At 65.6% G+C, this 14,292-nt stretch carries 11 protein-coding genes; 9 read left to right on the top strand and 2 right to left on the bottom strand.

Annotation, left to right across the window (positions count from 1 at the left end):
* Nucleotides 1-59: 59 nt before the first annotated feature.
* The gene (gene asnB, locus H7A13_07235; protein MCP5333135.1) at nt 60-1,877 is read right to left on the bottom strand and encodes an asparagine synthase (glutamine-hydrolyzing); all 1,818 of its coding nucleotides are present in this window, start codon (nt 1,875-1,877) and stop codon (nt 60-62) included.
* 90 nt (nt 1,878-1,967) lie between these two features.
* On the opposite strand from asnB, the gene waaC reads away from it, so the two are divergent.
* The 9 genes from waaC (at nt 1,968) to H7A13_07190 (ending at nt 11,546) form a co-directional block, all read left to right on the top strand.
* Entirely contained in the window at nt 1,968-3,014 is a 1,047-nt protein-coding gene (gene waaC, locus H7A13_07230; GenBank protein MCP5333134.1) for a lipopolysaccharide heptosyltransferase I, read from the top strand.
* On the top strand, nt 3,011-4,108 hold the full coding sequence (locus tag H7A13_07225; GenBank protein MCP5333133.1) for a glycosyltransferase: 1,098 nt from the start codon (nt 3,011-3,013) through the stop codon (nt 4,106-4,108). Before waaC ends, H7A13_07225 begins: the two co-directional genes overlap by 4 nt.
* Nucleotides 4,101-5,171 (top strand): glycosyltransferase, encoded by a 1,071-nt coding sequence (locus tag H7A13_07220; GenBank protein ID MCP5333132.1) that lies wholly within the window; start codon nt 4,101-4,103, stop codon nt 5,169-5,171. Before H7A13_07225 ends, H7A13_07220 begins: the two co-directional genes overlap by 8 nt.
* 24 nt (nt 5,172-5,195) lie before the next feature.
* The gene (locus H7A13_07215; protein MCP5333131.1) at nt 5,196-5,930 is read left to right on the top strand and encodes a polysaccharide deacetylase family protein; all 735 of its coding nucleotides are present in this window, start codon (nt 5,196-5,198) and stop codon (nt 5,928-5,930) included.
* Nucleotides 5,931-5,979: 49 nt separating this feature from the next.
* Nucleotides 5,980-6,501 (top strand): PaaI family thioesterase, encoded by a 522-nt coding sequence (locus H7A13_07210; GenBank protein MCP5333130.1) that lies wholly within the window; start codon nt 5,980-5,982, stop codon nt 6,499-6,501.
* Nucleotides 6,494-6,916 carry a PaaI family thioesterase gene (locus H7A13_07205; protein ID MCP5333129.1) on the top strand — a complete coding sequence of 141 codons (423 nt, stop codon included), beginning with the start codon at nt 6,494-6,496 and terminating at the stop codon, nt 6,914-6,916. The genes H7A13_07210 and H7A13_07205 overlap by 8 nt, the downstream gene beginning before the upstream one ends.
* Before the next feature lie 93 nt (nt 6,917-7,009).
* Nucleotides 7,010-9,532 (top strand): DNA translocase FtsK 4TM domain-containing protein, encoded by a 2,523-nt coding sequence (locus tag H7A13_07200; protein MCP5333128.1) that lies wholly within the window; start codon nt 7,010-7,012, stop codon nt 9,530-9,532.
* A 1-nt stretch (nt 9,533) separates the two neighbouring features.
* A complete protein-coding gene (lolA, locus tag H7A13_07195) occupies nt 9,534-10,193 on the top strand; it encodes an outer membrane lipoprotein chaperone LolA (protein MCP5333127.1) in 660 nt (219 codons plus the stop codon).
* A 36-nt stretch (nt 10,194-10,229) separates the two neighbouring features.
* Nucleotides 10,230-11,546, top strand: a complete 1,317-nt coding sequence (locus H7A13_07190) for a replication-associated recombination protein A (protein ID MCP5333126.1) — start codon at nt 10,230-10,232, stop codon at nt 11,544-11,546.
* A 31-nt stretch (nt 11,547-11,577) separates the two neighbouring features.
* On the opposite strand, the gene H7A13_07185 is transcribed toward H7A13_07190, so the two are convergent.
* Nucleotides 11,578-14,268 carry a response regulator gene (locus H7A13_07185; GenBank protein MCP5333125.1) on the bottom strand — a complete coding sequence of 897 codons (2,691 nt, stop codon included), beginning with the start codon at nt 14,266-14,268 and terminating at the stop codon, nt 11,578-11,580.
* Nucleotides 14,269-14,292 lie beyond the last annotated feature (24 nt).

Raw genomic sequence — 14,292 nt, 5'->3', positions numbered from 1 at the left:
GCCACCGTTGCCGGAGTAGGAGAGAAAGAGCGCCACCGGACGGTCGTGATCGGTCTGACTCATTCGAGCCACTCCAGGGTGTTTTCGGCCGGGGCGGGCAGGGTGCCGGGGGCGTCGATGAAGAGCCGGTGCCAGAGGGCGAATTGCAGCAGCGAGAAGAGTTCCCGACTCACCGGCGCGCCCTGCTGGCGCGCCTTGATCAGCGCGCTCACCCCCTGCGGGTCGAACCACTCCCGCACGGCAGCGTTGCGCGGCAACCGCTCGGCCATCCGCTCCAGCAGTGCACCCTGCAGCCACTCGCCGACCGGTACATGAAAGCCGCGCTTTTTGCGTTGCAACAGCTCGGTCGGCAGGCAGCTCTCGGCCCAGCGTTTGAGAAAGCGCTTGCCGCCGCTGGCGTCGATCTTGAGTGAATCGGGCAGCATCAGGCCGAACTCCACGATGCGGTGGTCGAGAAAAGGCACCCGACCCTCGACGCCGAAGGCCATCAGCATGCGGTCGGCCTTGACCAGCAAGTTGTCGGGCAGGGCAGTGGTCAGATCGACATACTGACGGCGCATCAGGTCGCTCCAGTGGGCCGGGGTCCGTTGCCAGGCGGCAATGAAGGGGGCGCGCATGGCCGCGTGGGCCTGTTTCAGTTCGGCGCCGAACAGCCGTCGGCTCCAGCGTGCATGCCACTGACCGGTGGTGCGAAAGCCGCCGGAACCGGGACGCGCAAGCTGCTTGAGCCAGCGTTCGGCGGCCTTGGGGCGGTAGCGACCGTAGCCGGCAAAGACCTCGTCGCCCCCCTCGCCGCTGAAGATCACCTTGAGCTCGGCGCCGGCCGCCTGCGCCAGATGGGCGGTCGGCAGCGAGGCGTAGTCGCGCATCAGGTCGTCCGCGGCCCAGACGGTGTGGGGCAGGCGGGCAAAGAGTTCGGCGCCGCTCAGCCGCAAGGCGCTGTGGCGGGTGTTGAACTGCCGCGCCAATTCGCTGGCCTGATCGAGCTCATCGACACCGTTGCCTTCGCTGAAACCGACCGAGTAGGTGCGGGGCGGCTCGTCGCGCAACCGCGTGAGCATCGCCAGCAGAACCGACGAGTCGACACCGCCGGAGAGAAACAGCCCGAACGGCACATCCGAACGCATGTGCTCGACCATCACCTGACGAAAGAGCTGATCGAACTCCTCGCGGGCCTCATCGAAGCCGATCTGCCGCGGCGTCAGCGTGGTGGGTGACCAGTAGCGGTGGTGGTGCAGTTGCAGCCTGGCATCGATTTCGATCAGCTCGCCGGGCAGCACGCGCTTGATGCCTTCGACGATGGTGTCGCGGCCGCTGTTGAACTGGTTCTGCAGGAATTGCAGCAGCGCCGGGGCGTGGATGGCCGGCGCATGTGGCAGCAGCGGCAGCAGCGCCTTCAGCTCCGAGGCGAAGATGACCCGATCGGGCAGTTCGGCGTAGTAGAGCGGCTTGATGCCGAGACGGTCACGCCCCAGATAGAGGCTGCGCCGGCGGCCATCGTGGAGGGCGAAGGCGAACATGCCGTTGATCGGCGCCAGAAAGTCGCGGCCATGGCAGGCATAGCTGTGTAGCAGGGTTTCGCAGTCCGAGGCGGTGCTGAAGTGGCAGCCAGCCGCCCGCAGCGGGGCGCGCAGCTCCAGATAGTTGTAGATCTCGCCATTGGCGATCAGCGCGGTGTCGTTGCGCGGGTCGAACAGCGGTTGATGGCCGCCCCCCAGGTCGATGATCGACAGTCGCGTGTGCAGGAGGCCAAGGTTTTCCTTGATATACTGGCCTTCGTCATCCGGCCCCCGGTGTCGAAGCAACGGGGCGACCGCCGCCAGTTCGCGCTGCTCGACCCGCGCTTCCCGTTTGATGATTCCAGCGATTCCGCACATGGTCCGACTCAAGGAAAAAAAGCCCCTGATGGTAGAGAGTGCCCTTTGGCCGGTCAAGGCAACCCGTGTCGTGGGGCCCGTTGCGCCACGATGAGCCGCCGCATCCTGATCATTCGCTTGAGCGCGATCGGCGACATCGTGATGGCCTCGCCGCTGATTCCGGCACTGCGGGCAGCCCATCCCGATGGCTGGCTGGCCTGGATGGTCGAGGAGGGAATGGAGTCGCTGATCGAGGCCCATCCCCAGCTCGATGAAGTGATCATCTGGCCCCGACGGCGCTGGCAGCGGCTGTGGCGCGAGGATCGGCGGAACTGGTGGCGCGAGGTCCGCGCCTTCGTGCGCCGGTTGCGTGGCAGCCGCTTCGATCTGGTGCTCGATGCCCAGGGGTTGCTGAAGAGCGCCGCCTGGGCTTGGCTGAGCGGTGCACCGCGACGAATCGGTCTCAACTCCCGCGAGGGCAGCCGCTGGCTGATGCAGCAGGTGGTGCATGAGCTGGATGACCATCCGGGCATGTCGTCGGAGTATCGACGGCTGGCGCAGTTTCTCGGTCTGTCGACCGACGACTTTCACCCCTCGATCGCACTGACCGAAGCCGACCGGGCGCGGGTGCTCGAAATGGTGGGAAGCGAACGGGCCGCGCGCGGTTACGCGGTGGCCGCTCCCTTCACCACCCGGCCGCAAAAGCATTGGCCGCAGGCGCATTGGCGGCAGTGGATCGATCTGCTGGCCGAGCAGACTGGTTTGCCGACGCTGCTGCTGGGTGGACCGGGCGACCGGGCGGCGGCGCAGCAGATCAGTGCCGGCTGTCGCCATGCGCCGATCGATCTGGTCGGCCAGTTGACGCTGCGTCAATCGGCAGCGGCCATCGCTTCGGCGCGGTTGCTGGTCGGTGTCGACACCGGGCTCACCCACATGGGCGCTGGCTTCCGGGTGCCGACGGTGGCGCTCTTTGGTTCGACGCGCCCCTATCTCGATGCCGGCCTGCCCGGTTTTCGGGTGATCTACCATGCGCTGGCCTGTTCGCCCTGTCGTCGCCACCCCACCTGTGCCGGCCGCTTCGACTGCCTCGGCGGCATCGCGCCGGCCGAGGTCTGGGAGGTGGCGCGGCAGGTGATGGCAGAAGAGGCGGCCCGATGAAGGTGCTCCATGTCGAAACCGGCATGCAGATCTATGGTGGTGGGCGGCAGGTGCTCTATCTGCTCGAAGGGTTGCAGGCGCGCGGCGTCGACAACCTGCTGGTGACGCCGCGCGGTGCGGCCATCGCCGAAGCGGCCCGTGAGCTGGGGGTACCGGTTCGCGAACTGCCGATGCGGGGCGATCTGGACATCGCCTTCGTCTGGCGGTTGCGCCAGCTTCTGCGGCAGGCACAGCCCGACCTGCTCCATCTGCACAGCCGGCGCGGGGCCGACCTGTGGGGTGGACTGGCTGGCCGCTGGGCCGGGGTGCCGGTGGTGCTGTCAAGGCGGGTCGACAATCCGGAACCGCGCTGGTGGGTGGCCTGCAAGTACCGGCTCTACAGCCGGGTGGTGACCATCTCGCAGGGCATTGCCGAGGTGCTGAAGCGCGAGGGGGTGCCTGTCGAACAGATCAGCGTCGTGCCGAGCGCAGTCGACACCCGCCGGTTTCATCCGGGCGCCACGGCGTTGCCGGCGGAACTCGGTCTTGCGCTGCCGCAGGGGGCGCCGGTGGCCGCAATGGTGGCGCAGTTCATCGCGCGCAAGGGGCATGAACTGCTGCTGGAGGCGCTCGAGAGGTTGCCCGAGCACTGTGCGCGGTTGCAGGTTCTGCTGTTCGGTCAGGGTCCGCTGCGTGAGCAGATTGCCCAGCAGATCAGCGAACGCGGCTTGCAGCAGCGGGTCCATCTGTTGGGTTTCCATCCTGCGCTGGAGCGCATCCTGCCGGCGGTGGACTTTCTGATCCATCCGGCGCTGATGGAAGGGTTGGGGGTGTCGCTGCTCGAAGCCGGTGCTGCCGGCACGCCAGCCATCGCCTCGCGCGCCGGTGGCATGCCGGAGATGGTGATCGATGGCGAGACCGGTCTGCTGATCGAGCCGGGTGACGTCGATGGGTTGGCCGTGGCGATCACCCGATTGACCGAGAGTGACAACCTGCGTCAACGGCTGGGTCGGCGTGCGCGCGAATGGGTGGAAGAGCGCTTTTCACTGACGGCGATGATCGATGGAAATTTCAAGGTTTATCAAGAGATCATGAGTGGTTTGAAAGGTGGTTGATTCACTGCATCTGGTGGGCAGCAGCAAGCTGGGTGGTGCCGAACGCTTCGTGTTGCGGCTGGTGCGCGCGCTCTGCGATGCCGGCCATGACGCACGGTTGATCATCAAGCGCGGTTCACAACTGGCCGAGGTGGCGGCGCCGCCGGCACTGGCGGAGCTGTCGTTTCGCAATGTGCGTGATCCGCTGGCCAAGTGGGAGACCCGGCGCGCGATTCGCCGCACCGATGCCGCCATCGTCCAGACCTATCTCGGTCGCGCCACCCGGCTGACGCGATTGCCACTGGGGCGTCAGCCGCTGCACATCGCCCGTCTCGGCGGTTACTACAAGCTCGATGGCTACCGCCATGCCCACGCCTGGATCGGCAACACCCGTGGCATCTGCGACTACCTGGTGCGCAACGGCTTTCCTGCCAGCCGGGTCCATCAGATCGGCAACTTCGTCGAGTTGCCACGCGCCTCCCCGGCCGAAACCTTGCAACGGCTGCGGGCGCAGTGGAGCGGAGATCCCGCTGCGCTGCTGCTGGTCGCGGTGGGACGGCTGGTGCCGGTCAAGGGGCTCGATCAACTGCTGACGGCCTTTGCCCGGCTGCCGGCCACGCTGGCTGGGCGGCGCCTGGAGCTGCTGCTGGTGGGTGATGGTCCGCTGCGCGAGCCGTTGCAACGGCAGGCCGAGGCGCTCGGGGTGGCGGAGCGGGTGCGCTGGACCGGCTGGCAGACCCAGCCCGATCCCTTCTACGAGCTGGCCGATCTGGTGGTCTTTCCGTCGCAGGAGCGCGAGACCTTCGGCAATGTCATCATCGAGAGCTGGGCGCACGGCAAGCCGCTGGTCACCTCGCTGTCGCGCGGCGCGCAGGAGTTGACCCGGCATGGCGAGACCGCCTGGCAGGTGCCCTGCGGCGATGCCGTTGCGCTGGCCGACGGCATTCTGGAGCTGCTGCGCGACCCCGGGCTGCGTGCCGGGCTGGCCGAGCGTGGTCGAACGCAGCTGCTGGCGCATCACACCGAGGCGCAAATCATCGGCCAATACCTTGAGCTGTACAAAAAACTTGCCGGTGGAGGCTGAGTGGCCCACTCGATCACGCTGCTGATGTACCACCAGGTCGGGGCGTTCGCGCCGATGGCGCGGCACCGCTCGACCTATTGCGACCATCGGCGGTTCGCGGCGCAGATGGCCTGGCTCAAACGGTGGCGCTACCAGGTGCTGACGCTCGATCAGGCAGTCGCGGCACTGGCGGGACAGAGGCCGTTGCCAGCGCGCGCGGTGGTATTGACCTTCGACGATGGCTACCTCAACTTCTACCAATATGCCTATCCGCAGCTGCGGCGCCATGGTTTTCCGGCGACCGTCTACCTGCTTTCCGACTACATTGGTCGCACGGCGGACTGGTTCGCTGCCGACGGTCGCGACTGTCCGCCGCTGCTCGATCGGGCACGGATCATCGAGATGGGAGACCACGGCATCCAGTTCGGCTCGCACGGTGTCAGCCACCACAAACTGGCTGAACTGGATCCGCAAGAGGCAGCGCAGGAGCTGGTGCAGAGCAAGAGCGCGCTCGAGGCACTGCTCGAGAGGCCGATCGACCACTTCTGCTACCCCTATGGCAGCCACAGCCCGACGGTGGTCGAGCAGGCGCGGCAGGCGGGTTATCGCACGGCGGTCACCTGCGTGCGCGCGGCGGCGCGACCGGGTTGGGACTGGCTGCAACTGCCGCGCAAGGCGATCTCCTATGGCGACACCCTGGCCGGTTTCGCCTTCAAACTGGCGTTCAAGAATGAGCCCAAGGGACGGCTGCCGGGCTTTGCCGAGGTTGGCATCGATTAAGCCGGTATAATCATTCAGTATCCAGTCAGCAGTCAGGAGATGCACGAAGATGACAGAGCTCGACAAACTGGGAGAGCAGCTGCTCGACCCGGCCTTCATCAAGCTGGCGCAGCGGCAGTTCGCCAAAAGCCATCCCGGATTTCAGGAGCTCGGCATCGAGGTGGTGTCGATCGGTGAGGGGCGCGCCTCGATGCGGTTGCCCTATGACCCGAAGTTCATCGGTGACCGCAACAGCGGCTCGCTGCATGGCGGCATCATCACCACCTTGATGGACACCCTCTGTGGCCTCTGCGTGATGGCGACCCTGCGCACGCCGACGCCAATCGCCACCCTTGACCTGCGCATGGATTACCTGCGGCCGACCCGGCGAGGCCTCGACATCATTGCCGAGGCGGAGTGTTACAGCCGCACCAAGAGCGTCGCCTTCGTGCGCGGCTTCGCCCTGCAGGGCGACGAGCGTGAGCCGGTGGCCCACTGCAACGCCTCCTTCATGCTCAACACCAAGGGGGCGAACTTCCCGACCAGCAACTTCTCCAGCATCCACACCGATGCGGAGGCCGGCCATGGCTGACTCCTTTTCATTTCTGCTGGATCAGCACAGTGCCGATCAACTGATCAAGTCGATCCCCTATGCCGATTACCTCGGCATCCGCATCGAGCAGGACATCAACGGCCAGATCATCTATCGGCTGCCCTTTGCCGAAAAGCACATCGGCAATCCGATGATCCGGGCGATCCATGGCGGGGTGCTGGCCGGTTTCATGGAGTGTGCGGCCACGCTGGCGGTGATCGGCATCATCGCCCATGACCACCTGCCCAAGTGTGTCAACATGACGGTGGAGTATCTTAAGAGCACGCGTCCGCAGGACACCTTTGCCCGGGTCAGCATCAACAACCCGGGACGGCGGGTGGTGCATCTGACGGTCTCCTGCTGGCAGGAAGAGCGGCCGGTCAGTCAGGCCCATTTCCGTTTTCTGGCGACCTGAGGGCCTCATCAGAATTCATTTCGCTTTAATTTGTTTTTCCATTATTATGATTTAAAAGTATATTTTTAAAATTTACAGTTTCGACTTTACTCGATGCCGACACCGATCAGCAAAAAACCGACCCCAAGCCCGCAAAAGTCCGTCGGTGGCCGCGCCAAGAGGCCGTCCGGGCAGAGTGAAGTGGGTGAAGTGGATGGCGCATCCCGTACCGAGCTGATTGCCGCCCACTGGAGCAAGGGCGCACGCGAGCTGGGGGCCATCATGTTGGCCTGCGCGGCGCTCTACCTCGCCATTGCTCTGCTCAGCCACAACCAGAACGATCCGGGCTGGTCGCACACCGGCAACAGCAAAGAGGTGCTCAATGTTGCCGGTCTGGCCGGTGCGATGCTTGCCGACATCGCGCTGACCTTTCTGGGTTATCTGGCTGGCCTGTTGCCGATTCTGCTGGGAATCAAGGTGGTTTCGCTGGTCAGGCGTCCGGCACTGCAACCGCTGCGGCCGGCGCTGGTGGCGGTCAGGGCCGGCGGACTGCTGCTGACACTGCTGGCGGCGGCGCCGCTGGTGACCCTCTATGTCGCCGCGCCCAAGGCGGGCTGGACCGGCGGCAGCGGTGGCATTCTCGGCATGGCGATCGTCGAGGCAGCCCTGCCGATCTTCAGTGTCGTCGGCAGCACCCTGCTCTGGCTGATGCTGCTGGCGATCGGCATCACCCTGTTCAGTGGACTCTCCTGGTTCTGGCTGTTCGATCAGCTGGGGGCAGCTCTGATCAGATTGTCGACCGCGTTCGGCCGTGCGCTGGCCGCGCTGCCGGGCCGGTTGCGCCCGGCGCCCCGCGCGGCCACGGCAGCGGATTCGCTGAAAAATGACCCGCTGTTCGGCTCGCTCGATGAGCTGCCCGAGTTCACCTTGACGCCAAGATCCAAGGCCGAGAAACGGGCCAGAAAGCCGGTGCCACCGACTCCGACAGCTGTCAAAACCCAGTCTGCACCGCTCAACGCCGAGGTTTCCACGGTCGCCGACAATGTGGTGCAGATCAGCCAGGCGGCCGAGCGCAAGGCCAGAAAGAGTGCGGTGCTGGCCGATGTCGCCACGGCGGGCGATGAAGCGCTGCCGTCGCTGCAACTGCTCGACCCGCCCAGTGCGCAGCCGCTGACCTTCTATACGCCCGAATCGCTCGAGCGCACCTCGCGTCAGCTCGAAGAGAAGCTGCGTGACTTCGGCATCATTGTCGAGGTGGTCGGTGTCGAACCGGGCCCGGTGATCACCCGTTACGAGATCCAGCTGGCGCCCGGCATCAAGGCCAGCCGCATCACCAACCTGGCCCGGGATCTGGCCCGCTCATTGACAGTGATGAGCGTGCGCGTGGTCGAGGTGATCCCCGGCAAGGCGGTGGTCGGCATCGAGATTCCCAACGAAAAGCGCAAGGTGGTGCGGCTGCGCGAAGTGCTCGATACCTCCATCTACGCCGCCCTGGAATCACCGGTGGCGCTGGCGCTGGGCCATGACACCAGTGGTGTGCCGGTGGTGGTCGATCTGGCGCGGATGCCGCACCTGCTGGTGGCGGGCACCACCGGCTCCGGCAAGTCGGTCGGGGTCAACGCGATGCTGCTCAGCATGCTCTTCAAGGCCACGCCGCAGGAGCTGCGGATGATCATGATCGACCCGAAGATGCTGGAGCTGTCGATCTACAACGGCATTCCGCACCTGCTGGCGCCAGTGATCACCGACATGAGCGATGCCGCCAATGGCCTCACCTGGTGCGTGGCCGAGATGGAGCGACGCTATCGGCTGATGACCCAGCTCGGCGTGCGCAACCTGACCGGCTTCAACCAGAAGATCAGGGAGGCCGCCGCGGCCGGGCAACCGATCGCCGATCCGCTGTGGCAGCCCAACCCCACCGGACGGCTGTTCGACGAGGATCCGGAACAGCCGCCGGCGCTCCAGCCGCTGCCCTACATCGTGGTGGTCATCGATGAGTTCGCCGACATGATCATGATCGTCGGCAAGAAGGTCGAGCAGCTGATCGCCCGCATTGCCCAGAAGGCGCGGGCGGCCGGCATCCATCTGATTCTGGCCACCCAGCGGCCCTCGGTCGATGTGATCACCGGGCTGATCAAGGCCAACATCCCGACCCGCATCGCCTTTCAGGTCTCGTCGAAGATCGATTCGCGCACCATCATCGACCAGAGTGGCGCCGAACAGCTGCTGGGCCATGGTGACATGCTCTACCTGCCGGCCGGTACCAGCCTGCCGATGCGGGTCCATGGTGCTTTCGTTGCCGACGATGAAGTACACCGGGTGGTGGAAGAGTGGCGGCGGCGCGGCACGCCCGACTACCTTGACGAGATCATCAATGGCATTGCTGGCGGTGAGGGTGATGGCGGCGGCGAGGGGGAGCGCGAGGAGAGCGCCGAGCAGGATCCGCTCTACGACCAGGCGGTTGCCTTCGTCACCCGCAGTCGCAAGGCCTCGATCTCCGCCGTGCAGCGGCAGTTGCGCATCGGCTACAACCGTGCCGCCCGCATGATCGAAGCGATGGAGGAGGCCGGCGTGGTGAGCCGGGCCGACGTCAATCAGAACCGCAAAGTGTTGGCGCCACCGCCAGCTGGAGAGTGAAATGGAGATGTCGAGCGCAGGTTGGAGTGGTGCATGGCTGCGCTGTCTCTTCGGTTTGTGGATGTTGTGGCCGCTCTGCGCCAGCGCACAGGAGGTGGCCGATGAGCTCAGTCGACTTTTGCGTCGCAACCAGACCCTGAGCGCCGACTTCAACCAGGAGGTGACCGATGGCAAGGGGCGCCGGCTGCATGAGACCCATGGACACTTCTGGATCAAGCGGCCGCAACTGTTCCGCTGGGAGGTGGCCCCGCCCTATGCCCAGTTGATCGTCTGCGATGGCAAGACGCTCTGGCAATATGATCCTGAATTGAGCCAGGTGGTGATCAAACCCTTCGATGCCCGACTGGCGGAGACCCCGGCGCTGCTGCTCAGCGGGGACACGGCGCGAATCGTCGAGGGATTCCGCGTCACTGCCAGCGATGTGACGCTGGGATCACAATCGGGCCGCCGCTTCGAACTGACGCCCAAGGCCGCGGACAGCCTGGTGTCGCAGATCGAGCTGTTCTTTGCCGGCAACCAGCTCACCGGCATGACCCTGCGCGACAGCCTGGGGCAGAACACCCGGCTGCGCTTCTTCGCGCTCACCGTCAACGGCGTGATCGAAGCCGACAAGTTCAGCTTCGAGCCACCGGCCGGCGTTGACATCATCCGCGACCAATGAGCTGACAGCCGCCGTCGATCGGTGCAGGAGGCATTCATGTCCGAGATTCCAGCGCAGCGGGATCGGGGCTATGTACCGCTGGCCGAGCAGTTGCGGCCAGCAACGCTCGATGAAGTGATCGGCCAGAGTCACCTGCTTGCGCCGGGCAAACCGCTGCGGCTGCTGTTCGAGTCGGGCAAGCCGCACTCGATGATCCTGTGGGGACCGCCGGGTGTCGGCAAGACCACGCTGGCCCGGCTGATCGCCAGCGCCTTCGACTGTCAGTTCATCGCGCTGTCGGCAGTCTTTGCCGGCGTCAAAGAGATTCGTCAGGCCGTGGAGCAGGCGCGTGAGTCGCGGCAGCAGGAGGGGCGGCCGACGCTGCTCTTCATCGATGAGATCCACCGTTTCAACAAGGCACAGCAGGATGCGCTGCTGCCATTCATCGAGTCGGGCCTGCTCATCTTCATTGGTGCCACCACCGAGAATCCGTCGTTCGAGGTCAACGCGGCGCTGCTGTCGCGGGCCCAGGTCCATCCGCTCAAGCCGCTGACCAGCGATGAGCTGCGCCAGTTGCTGCAACGGGCATGGCAGCGGGCCCTGGCGCCGCTGCAATTCGATGAAGCCGCCAGCGAACGGCTGGTCGACAGTGCCGATGGCGACGCGCGCCGGCTGCTCAATCTGCTCGAGCAGATCAGCCATGCGGCAGCCGTGACCGGCCACGAACGGGTCGATGCCGCACTGGTCGAGGCGGCGCTGAGCACGGGACCACGGCGCTTCGACAAGGGCGGCGACCACTTCTACGACCAGATCTCGGCGCTGCACAAGTCGGTGCGCGGTTCCCATCCCGATGCCGCGCTCTACTGGCTGACCCGCATGCTCGATGGTGGCGCCGACCCCCACTATCTGGCCCGGCGCATCCTGCGCATGGCATGGGAGGACATTGGCCTGGCCGATCCGCGGGCGATCCAGATCGCCCGGGACGCCGCCGAAACCTACGCGCGACTCGGCTCGCCGGAAGGGGAGCTGGCACTGGCGCAGGCCGTGCTCTATCTGGCGCTGGCCCCCAAGAGCAATGCCGGCTATCTGGCCTACCAGCAGGCGGTGCGGTTCGTCGGTCAGGACCAGTCACGCCCGGTGCCGCTCCATCTGCGCAATGCCCCGACGCCGCTGATGAAGCAGCTCGGCCATGGCAAGGCCTACCGTTATGCGCATGACGAGCCCGATGCCTATGCAGCCGGAGAGTCCTACCTGCCCGAGGGCATGAGTGAACCGCAGTGGTACCGGCCGGTGTCGAGGGGGCTGGAGATCAAGCTGGCCGAGAAGCTGGCCTGGCTCCGGCAGAGAGACGCGGCACGGCGGGAGGAGCAGTGAGTGGTTTGGACCGGTGCCGTTGCGTGCGGGCTCAGCCGCCGCTGGCCATGGTCGGCAGCGAGGTGTGCGAGCGCTGCCAGTCGAGCAGTGCGTCGATCTCGCTGTCGATCTGTGCCATCAACCTTGGCAACTCTGCCGTGTGGCTCTGCTTGAGCGCGGCCTCGGCGGCGCGCAATGCCATCCTGAGTGCCGGCACCCCGCAGTAACAGCAGGCGCCGTGCAGCCGATGGACCGCTTCGAGCAGGGCGGTCAGGTCGCCCTGCGACAACAGCGCCGAGAAACGTTGCTGCTCGGCCGTCAGTGAATCGATCAACTGGTTCAGCAACCGTTCGGCCAGCTCTGGCTGATTGCCGGCCAGCCGGATGGCCTCTTCACGGTCGACCACCCCATTGGCGGGAGCGATCGGCAATGGCTGCTGGATCCAGCGCGACAACAATGCACGCAGCGCGCGCTCGTCGATGGGTTTGAGCAGGGCGTCGTCGATGCCGGCCTGGCTCAGGGCGTGGCGCTCCTCGTCGAGCAGGTGGGCCGAGACCACGATGATCGGCAGTCGCGGATCCTTGGCCAGCGGCAGCGTGCGCAGCTGCCGCGCGGTTTCGATGCCATCGATGCCCGGCATGCGCAGGTCGAGCAGCACCAGATCGAAGCGGGTATGGCTGACCAGTGCGATGGCTTCGGCGCCGCTGCTGGCGAGCTCCACCTCGGCGCCGAGCTGCTGCAGCAGCAGTTCGAGCAGACGCAGATTGGTCTCGTTGTCATCCACGGCCAGGATGCGCGGTGCTGCTGTCGCGGGTGGCTGGATGGGTTGACTGCCACGCAGTTGCAGCAGTGACTGGGCCAGTTTGCGGCTCTGTGCCGGCTTGTCGAGGATCAGCATGGCCGGGTCGTTGAACGGCAGGGCATCACCGCTGCGCAGTGCCTGACAGGAGAGCACCAGCAGCGGACCGGCATGGTGGCGGCGCACCTGGCTGCGCAGCGCGGCAATGGTGTCGGGGTGACAGGGCGGGGTGATGCCGAGCAGCACGGCGAACCAGTGCTGCTGCGTCAACGCGGCCATGAATGAGTCGGCCTGTTCATGCCGCTGTGGTTGCAGTCCGAGGGCTTCGAGCTGTGCGGCGATGGCCGTGCAACTGGCGGCGAGGGTGTCGAACAGCAGCACCGGTTCGCCGTTGAAAGGGAGCTGTGCGGCCTTGAAGCTGGTCGGCAAGCCATAGGTGACCGGCAGCGTGAACCAGAAGCAGCTTCCCTGCGCGGAGCTCTGCTCCAGGCCGATGGCCCCCTCCATCTGCTCGACCAGTTGCTTGGCGATGATCAGCCCGAGGCCAGCGCCGCCATGGGTCGGGCTCTGCTGCTGGAAAGCCTCGAAGATGCGCTGCTGCTGTTCGGGCTCGATGCCGATGCCGGTGTCGATCACCCGCACCCGCAGCAGTGCGCCCTGCGCATCCGACTGCTCGACCCGCACCTCGATCACCACACTGCCGGCCGGAGTGAACTTGATCGCATTGCCGACCAGGTTGGTCAGCACCTGTTTGAGCCGCAACGGGTCGCCGACCAGATGAACCGGCACATCGGCATGGATCAGCGGCACCAGTTCGAGCGGCTTGTCGAAGGTGTGGGTGGCCAGCAGCAGCAGCGTCTCTTCGATCAGCTCGCGCAGATTGAACGGCACGCGGTCCAGCACCAGCTTGTTGGCCTCGATCTTGGAGAAGTCGAGGATGTCGTTGATGATCGCCAGCAGGTCGCTGCTGGAGCGCTGGATCACCTGCAGGTAGTCGCGTTGTGCTTCGTTCAGCGGCGATTTGAGCAGCAGGTTGGCAAAGCCGATGATGCCGTTGAGCGGGGTGCGCAACTCATGGCTGGTGTCGGCCAGAAAGCGGGTCTTGGCCAGACTCGCCTTCTGCGATTCCCGCCGTGCCAGGTCGAGCTCGATGTTCTGGATCTCGACGGTCTCCAATGTCTGCCGCAGATCGCGGGTCGACTGCTCGATGGCCTGCTGGGTTTCGTCCCGCATCTGGGCGAGCCGTTCCCCCAGGTGCTCGACCTGCTGGTTGATCTGCAGGAATTCACGGGGTGCACGCCGGGAGAGCGGCTCGACCGGCTGTCCGGCAGCGAGCCGCTCGGCATTGACCATCAACTGTTGCAGCGGCCGCAACAGCCGGCGCGTCGTGACCAGCGTGATCAGCAGGCCGAGCAGCAGCGCCGCAACGGTGGTTGTCACCAGATAGAAGACCACCTGATACTGCGCCAGACGGGTCGGCAGCCGGCTGAACTCCAACACCAGCCAGCCGCTGGGCTGCTCGACATTGCCCAGCGGCAACGACAACCGCAGCAGGTCATCCTGCTGCTGCTGCTCCAGGTGGTTCGACAGCGTGAGCGGCAGGCCACTGCGGTCGGCACTCAGTGGCACGCCGGCCTGAATCCAGGGCTGGCGCTCGGCATTGAACAGATGCAGCGCGCGCAGATGGTCGTCGCTCAACGCATCGCCGGCCAACCGCTGCAACTGGGCCGGATCGGGTTGGCGCAGCAGCAGCTGATAGCGTCCGGCCAGCTCATGCAGCAGCGATTCGGCATGGCGCTGCAGATTCGTCTCCAGCTCATCGAAACGCTGTGCCAGTCCGAACAGCGCCAGCGCCACGCAGACGGTCAGGATCGGCGCGAGCACCAGGGTCAGCAGCAGTGCCTGGACAGTGACGGAGCGAGGTGGGCGGGGCGATGGGCGCATCTGTGTCGGTCACATTCTCTTACC

It is taken from the genome of Pseudomonadales bacterium (assembly GCA_024234215.1).
Taxonomy (GTDB): domain Bacteria; phylum Pseudomonadota; class Gammaproteobacteria; order Pseudomonadales; family UBA5862; genus JACKOQ01.
The sequence above is the reverse complement of the archived record's forward strand: the minus strand, read 5'-3'. Positions and strand labels throughout refer to the sequence as shown.

Coding starts and splice junctions, on each gene's coding strand:
- waaC (MCP5333134.1), top strand. CDS start 1,968: ATGAGCCGCCGCATCCTGATCATTCGCTTGAGCGCGATCGGCGACATC.
- H7A13_07205 (MCP5333129.1), top strand. CDS start 6,494: ATGGCTGACTCCTTTTCATTTCTGCTGGATCAGCACAGTGCCGATCAA.
- H7A13_07185 (MCP5333125.1), bottom strand. CDS start 14,268: ATGCGCCCATCGCCCCGCCCACCTCGCTCCGTCACTGTCCAGGCACTG.
- asnB (MCP5333135.1), bottom strand. CDS start 1,877: ATGTGCGGAATCGCTGGAATCATCAAACGGGAAGCGCGGGTCGAGCAG.
- H7A13_07225 (MCP5333133.1), top strand. CDS start 3,011: ATGAAGGTGCTCCATGTCGAAACCGGCATGCAGATCTATGGTGGTGGG.
- H7A13_07210 (MCP5333130.1), top strand. CDS start 5,980: ATGACAGAGCTCGACAAACTGGGAGAGCAGCTGCTCGACCCGGCCTTC.
- H7A13_07215 (MCP5333131.1), top strand. CDS start 5,196: ATGTACCACCAGGTCGGGGCGTTCGCGCCGATGGCGCGGCACCGCTCG.
- H7A13_07200 (MCP5333128.1), top strand. CDS start 7,010: ATGCCGACACCGATCAGCAAAAAACCGACCCCAAGCCCGCAAAAGTCC.
- lolA (MCP5333127.1), top strand. CDS start 9,534: ATGGAGATGTCGAGCGCAGGTTGGAGTGGTGCATGGCTGCGCTGTCTC.
- H7A13_07190 (MCP5333126.1), top strand. CDS start 10,230: ATGTCCGAGATTCCAGCGCAGCGGGATCGGGGCTATGTACCGCTGGCC.